This is a genomic window from Blautia sp. An46 (assembly GCF_002161645.1).
GTDB classification, from domain to species: domain Bacteria; phylum Bacillota; class Clostridia; order Lachnospirales; family Lachnospiraceae; genus Blautia; species Blautia ornithocaccae.
Map to the genome: position 1 here is coordinate 1 of NZ_NFIF01000041.1, position 5,773 is coordinate 5,773.

Consider the following 5,773-nt stretch of genomic DNA (forward strand, 5'->3'; position numbering starts at 1 on the left):
GTTGACAACCCTGGATGCACTATATCTGTCCGAAAAGGAGGTTGAAAATCTCTTCAAAAACTGTATGCTGCTTGACTCCTGAGTACTAGGTTTGGAGAAAAACGACGGAAGTCAGGTATCATATACGTCTGGTTAATTCAAACATTTGTTCTGTTATTTGTTTAAAAAGTAAATATTCAGCCATATGTCTTAGAAATGCTGCAAAAAATGGAGCTGCCCTAGAGCAGCTCCAAAAACCCCTACCTTTCCTTTGGTTCCTTACCACAGGATGAACATATATACTGCATGATATCTCTTCTCGTCACAATACCAATAAAATTCTTCTGGTCATCTACAACGGGAACAAAATTCTGCCGCATAGCTTTTTCCATCAGATCCTCCATATCAGAGTCCACTCTTACAGGAGCATAATCCATGCGTCTTTTAAAGGAAGTAATTGGGACATCCTCAGCGGCTTTCATATTCAGCGAACTGCGGTTTCTAAGTCCCCATAATATATCTCCTTCTGTAAGTGTCCCTACATATTTGCCCCTATCATTGATAATGGGGATACAGGAATATCTGTGGGCTTCCATTTTCTCCAGAGTCTGACCCAGTGTATAAGAATCATGTATATATGTAACGTCTTCCTTGGGGGTAAGAAAAAATAGTATGTTCATAATACCCTCCACATAATTTACTCTTTTTCTATTCTGACACATTCGGAGGAAGAAATCCAGTGAAAAGCTATAAACATTTATAAAAAATCTATTAATAACTTTCAGGTCAGTTTTATCAGTCAAAAATAAAATCTGAGAGCACTTGATTGCTTACCAGAATTCCTGCCTGGGAAAGCCGTATTCTGTCCTTGGATGCTTCCAGCATCCCATTTTCCAGATGTTTCTCCAGGGCTTTTTCATAGACCATATCCAGTTCTCTCCCGAAGGTCCTGCGGAATTCTTTTCTGGATACTCCTTCTGTTTTTCTCAGGCCCAGAAACATAAATTCTTCCATCTGGCGAGGTTCTTCCAGAAATTCCACCTCTTCCCGAAGTCTTTTGGGATTCTGGCTGCCCTCTATATATTTTTCCCAGTCTCTGGTATTAGACATCCGGATATTATGGACCATAGAAGCAGCTCCCAGCCCCAGCCCCAAATAATCTTTCCTCTCCCAGTAACGCAGATTATGCCGGGACTTCCTGGATGGTCTGGCGTAATTAGATATTTCATACTGCTCAAAGCCATGTTCTTTTAAATACTTCCCTGTCCACAGATAAATTTCTCTGGAGGTCTCTTCATCCGGCAGAAGCTCCTCATGCTCTCCATATTTCTCATAAAATTCTGTTCCCTTTTCAATGATCAGCTGATATACGGAAATATGTTCCAGAGGCGTTTCCTGAAGGATTTCCAGTTCTTCTTTCCATTCTTCCAGCGTCTGTCCGGGAAGAGAGGAAATCAAGTCTGCACTGATATTATCAAAGCCAGCCTCTCTGGCCATTCTGTAGCTGTCCAGAAAGTCTCCATAGGTATGGATTCTCCCCAAAAGCTTCAGGTTCTCATTTTTCACAGACTGGAGTCCAATACTCAGACGGTTGATCCCCAGCTCTCTATACAACAGCAGCTTTTCTTTCTGGGCGGTTCCCGGATTCATCTCCAGGGTAATTTCCGCATCTTTTTCTACCCGGAAGGTATCCCGGATTTTCTTCAGTATCCTTTCTGTCTGTTCTCCTTCAAGAACAGAAGGTGTCCCTCCGCCAAAAAACACCGTAGAAACCCGGTAGTCTTTGGCAAATTCACTGTAACTGCTGATTTCTTTTTCCAGGGCCTGAACATAAGCCTCTCTCTCTTCATCGCTGCCTTTCCAGGAGAGGAAATCGCAGTATGCGCATTTCTTTACGCAGAATGGGATATGAATATATAGTCCTAAATCTTTTTTCATGATAATTCTCCCAGAGCTTATTTATCGTCCAGTTTCAGCACGCTCATAAAGGCTTTCTGCGGAATCTCCACATTACCGATCTGGCGCATCCTCTTCTTTCCTTCCTTCTGTTTTTCCAGCAGCTTTCTCTTACGGGAAATATCACCGCCGTAACACTTGGCAAGTACATCTTTCCTCAGCGCCTTTACTGTCTCTCTGGCAATGATCTTGCTTCCGATTGCCGCCTGAATAGGAATCTCAAAAAGCTGTCTTGGGATTTCTTCTTTCAGCTTTTCGCACATCTTTCTGCCTCTGTCATAGGCAGAACCGGAGAACACAATAAAGGACAATGCGTCTACTTCTTCTTTATTTACCAGAATATCCAGCTTCACCAGATCGCTCTGCTCATATCCAAGCATCTCATAGTCAAAAGACGCATAACCTCTGGAGCGGGATTTCAGAGCATCAAAAAAGTCGTAGATAATCTCATTAAGAGGCAGGTGGTAATGAAGAAGAGCTCTGGTGGTCTCCATATATTCCATTCCCTGGTACTGTCCTCTTCTCTCCTGGCAAAGCTCCATAATGGGACCGATAAACTCTGTGGTCACCATAATCTCCGCTTTTACCATAGGCTCTTCCATATATTCAATCTCTGAAGGATCTGGAAGATTGGATGGATTTGTCAGTTCTATTACTTCTCCGTTAGTCTTGTGAACCTTGTAGACAACCCCTGGAGCTGTCGTTACCAGGTCCAGGTTATATTCCCTTTCCAGTCTTTCCTGGATGATCTCCAGATGAAGGAGTCCCAGAAAACCGCAGCGGAAGCCAAAGCCCAGAGCTATAGAGGTCTCTGGTTCAAAAAACAGTGAAGCGTCGTTAAGCTGCAGTTTTTCCAATGCATCTCTCAGATCTTCATACTTGGCCCCGTCTGCCGGATATACACCGCAGAATACCATGGGATTTACTTTCTTATAACCGGGAAGAGGTTCCCCACAGGGATTTTCCTCATCTGTGATAGTATCTCCCACCCGGGTATCCTTTACATTTTTAATGCTGGCAGTAATATAGCCTACCATTCCTGCTGAGAGCTCCTCACAGGAAATCAGCTGTCCGGCGCCGAAATAGCCTACTTCCACTACTTCTTCCACTGCTCCTGTAGCCATCATACGGATCTTGGTACCTTTCTTCACTGTTCCTTCCATAATCCTGCAGAATACGATAACGCCTCGGTAGGAATCATAGATAGAATCAAAGATCAGAGCCTGAAGAGGATTATCCGGACTCCCTTTCGGCGCCGGCACTTTCTTTACGATCTGCTCTAATACTTCATCAATATTCAGTCCTGTTTTAGCTGAAATCTGAGGGGCATCCTGAGCTTCAATTCCGATCACATCCTCGATTTCGTTGATCACCCTTTCCGGTTCTGCACTTGGCAGATCGATCTTGTTGATTACCGGAAACACATCCAGGTCATGGTCCAGGGCAAGATACACATTTGCTAAAGTCTGGGCTTCAATCCCCTGGGCAGCATCCACTACAAGAATCGCTCCGTCACAGGCTGCCAGACTTCTGGACACCTCATAGTTGAAGTCCACGTGTCCCGGCGTATCGATAAGATTAAAAATATATTCCTCTCCGTCTTTTGCCTTATAAACCGTACGGACAGCCTGGGATTTGATCGTAATTCCTCTTTCCCGTTCCAGATCCATATTATCCAGAACCTGTGACTGCATCTCCCGTTCTGTAAGCAGACCGGTCCTTTCAATAATACGATCCGCCAGGGTGGATTTCCCATGGTCTATATGTGCAATAATACAAAAATTACGGATTTTGTTCTGGTCTATTGCAGGCATAAATGTTCCTCCTGTAAGTATATATCTTCTCTCATTATAATCTAAAATCTATACATTTAATATTTTTAACGTATGCTCTATTCCCTTTTCTGCCGGATAATTTCCTACCCATCCTAATGACTCTATTTTTCTGCTGTCTAAAACCTGTCGTTCTATAGGAGAGCGTTCCTGAAGCGCTGTCAGGTCAGGGTTCTCAAAAACCACCTTTCGTCCTGAAAACTCAGCAACCAGTCTGGCAAACTCAGCAATTGTTAATCTTGAATCTTTATTTGCTATATTATAGGCTTCTCTTGGAGCCCCATTCAGCAAAATCGTCAGAAGCGCTGAAACACAGTCTGCCACATAGCAGTATGACCGCATCTGGTTTCCAGCACTTTTTAAAATAATATCTTCCCCTTTCAGGGCATTTCTTATAAATTGTGCTGTCGCCCTATTATCTCTGTCTGACATGTTAGGGCCATAGGTGTGACAGGGTCGGGCAATCACCACATCCAGACCATACTGCTGACTATAAGAACAGCATAGGGTTTCCGCTGCCCTTTTTCCCGACGGATAACAAGAGCGAGGCTCTAAAATATTTATATATCCGCTGTAATCCTCGGAAAATTCTTTTTCCAAAGAATTTCCCTGTCCATATATTTCTCCTGAAGATACATATAGAAATCTTTTTGCTCTATGCTCTCTTCCATACTCCAGCAGCCGATAAGTTCCCAGCACATTGCTCATTAAAGTTTCTACCGGTTTCTCCCGGAAGGCGGCGGGATGCGCATTACTTGCTCCGTGTACTACATAATCTACATCAGCATTAAGTTTTAATGATTCATTGATATCTCCCTCAATAAAAATTAAATTTTCTGTTTTTACTCCACAGAAACGTTCCTGGAGCCGCTCCCTATCCCTTCCCAGTGCATAAACTGTAATATTGGTATCTGAAATTTTGTTGGCAGCAAGGAACAGATCCACCATATAGGAACCAATCAGCCCGGTAGCCCCGGCAATCAGTACAGAAGAACCATTTAACTTATTCCAGTCCTTAACCTGCTTCATTGCCTGTTCTAAATCCGCTTTATATACTTGACTGTCATATAAAAAATGCATTATCCTTACTCTCCGTTACAATTATGGTTTGTCAGTCTTTCAGCCAGTCTGCCCTTTTTGCCAGCAAAAGGGCCTTAAATATATCAATGTCATCCACTGTAGTCAGTTTAATATTTTTTTCTGATCCCATAGAAAAATGAACCTGTTCTCCCATTTCAATCATCAAAGTACAGGACGCAACGGAATTTGTTATTCCCTTTTTAAGTGCTCTCCTGTGCAGATCGCAGATTTTTCCCAGGGGAAAGCCCTGGGGTGTCTGGGTTCTTTTTAAATGATCTCTTGGATAACTTCCCGTAGAAGATAAGCCATCTTCTGTTTGAAGCATTGCCTCAGCACAGGGAATAGTCGCTATAGCACAGCCGAATTTTTTTGTCTTCACTATACAGTCTGAAATGATATCCGCTGAAACCATAGGACGTATGGAATCATGAATCAGCACAATATCTTCAGGTCCATAGTGTTTTTCTAATTCAAACACGCCATTTCTAATAGAATCCTGGCCATTTTTTCCTCCTGGGACTACATATTTCAGTTTTTCAATATTAAACTGTTTTGCATAGGCCCACAGGACCTGTTCCCAGCCTTCAATACATACTACTGCAATCGCGTCAATGTCTGCATGTCTCTGAAAAGCCTCCAATGTGTAAATAATAACTGGTCTTTCATTAACTGACAGAAATTGTTTTGGAATACTCTGATGCATCCTTGCTCCAGATCCCCCCGCTATGATAAGCGCTATATTTGCCATAATCCTTTCTCCTAGTATAATAATGGTGTAGTCAATAATGACTACGGGTTAATAGTTGCAAAGTCTAAATGAATAACTGAAGGAGGGATTCTCTCTCCATCAGAAGTTATTGTTTCCTTACCGTGTCTGTGGCTTCCATGATGCACCAAGTCTGATCATGAGGTATAATCACTGAGGC

General features: G+C 42.7%; 5 protein-coding genes. All 5 read right to left on the reverse strand.

Annotated elements, in window-relative coordinates; genetic code table 11:
- Positions 1-239: 239 nt before the first annotated feature.
- The 5 genes from B5G00_RS18280 to B5G00_RS18300 all read right to left on the reverse strand — a co-directional run bounded on the left by B5G00_RS18280 (position 240) and on the right by B5G00_RS18300 (position 5,595).
- Positions 240-659 carry a CBS domain-containing protein gene (locus B5G00_RS18280; RefSeq protein WP_087275064.1) on the reverse strand — a complete coding sequence of 140 codons (420 nt, stop codon included), beginning with the start codon at positions 657-659 and terminating at the stop codon, positions 240-242.
- Between the two features lie 115 nt (positions 660-774).
- Entirely contained in the window at positions 775-1,917 is a 1,143-nt protein-coding gene (gene hemW / locus B5G00_RS18285; protein WP_087275065.1) for a radical SAM family heme chaperone HemW, read from the reverse strand.
- Positions 1,918-1,934: 17 nt separating this feature from the next.
- On the reverse strand, positions 1,935-3,749 hold the full coding sequence (gene lepA, locus B5G00_RS18290; protein ID WP_087275066.1) for a translation elongation factor 4: 1,815 nt from the start codon (positions 3,747-3,749) through the stop codon (positions 1,935-1,937).
- 48 nt (positions 3,750-3,797) lie between these two features.
- Complete coding sequence (locus B5G00_RS18295; RefSeq protein WP_087275067.1) at positions 3,798-4,847, reverse strand: NAD-dependent epimerase/dehydratase family protein; 1,050 nt, start codon at positions 4,845-4,847, stop codon at positions 3,798-3,800.
- Positions 4,848-4,878: 31 nt separating this feature from the next.
- Entirely contained in the window at positions 4,879-5,595 is a 717-nt protein-coding gene (locus tag B5G00_RS18300; protein ID WP_087275068.1) for an IspD/TarI family cytidylyltransferase, read from the reverse strand.
- Between the last annotated feature and the right edge of the window lie 178 nt (positions 5,596-5,773).

Bases quoted from the DNA above. Each gene is read 5' to 3' on its own strand.
- B5G00_RS18280 (WP_087275064.1), bottom strand. From the start codon at position 659: ATGAACATACTATTTTTTCTTACCCCCAAGGAAGACGTTACATATATA.
- B5G00_RS18295 (WP_087275067.1), bottom strand. From the start codon at position 4,847: ATGCATTTTTTATATGACAGTCAAGTATATAAAGCGGATTTAGAACAG.
- hemW (WP_087275065.1), bottom strand. From the start codon at position 1,917: ATGAAAAAAGATTTAGGACTATATATTCATATCCCATTCTGCGTAAAG.
- B5G00_RS18300 (WP_087275068.1), bottom strand. From the start codon at position 5,595: ATGGCAAATATAGCGCTTATCATAGCGGGGGGATCTGGAGCAAGGATG.
- lepA (WP_087275066.1), bottom strand. From the start codon at position 3,749: ATGCCTGCAATAGACCAGAACAAAATCCGTAATTTTTGTATTATTGCA.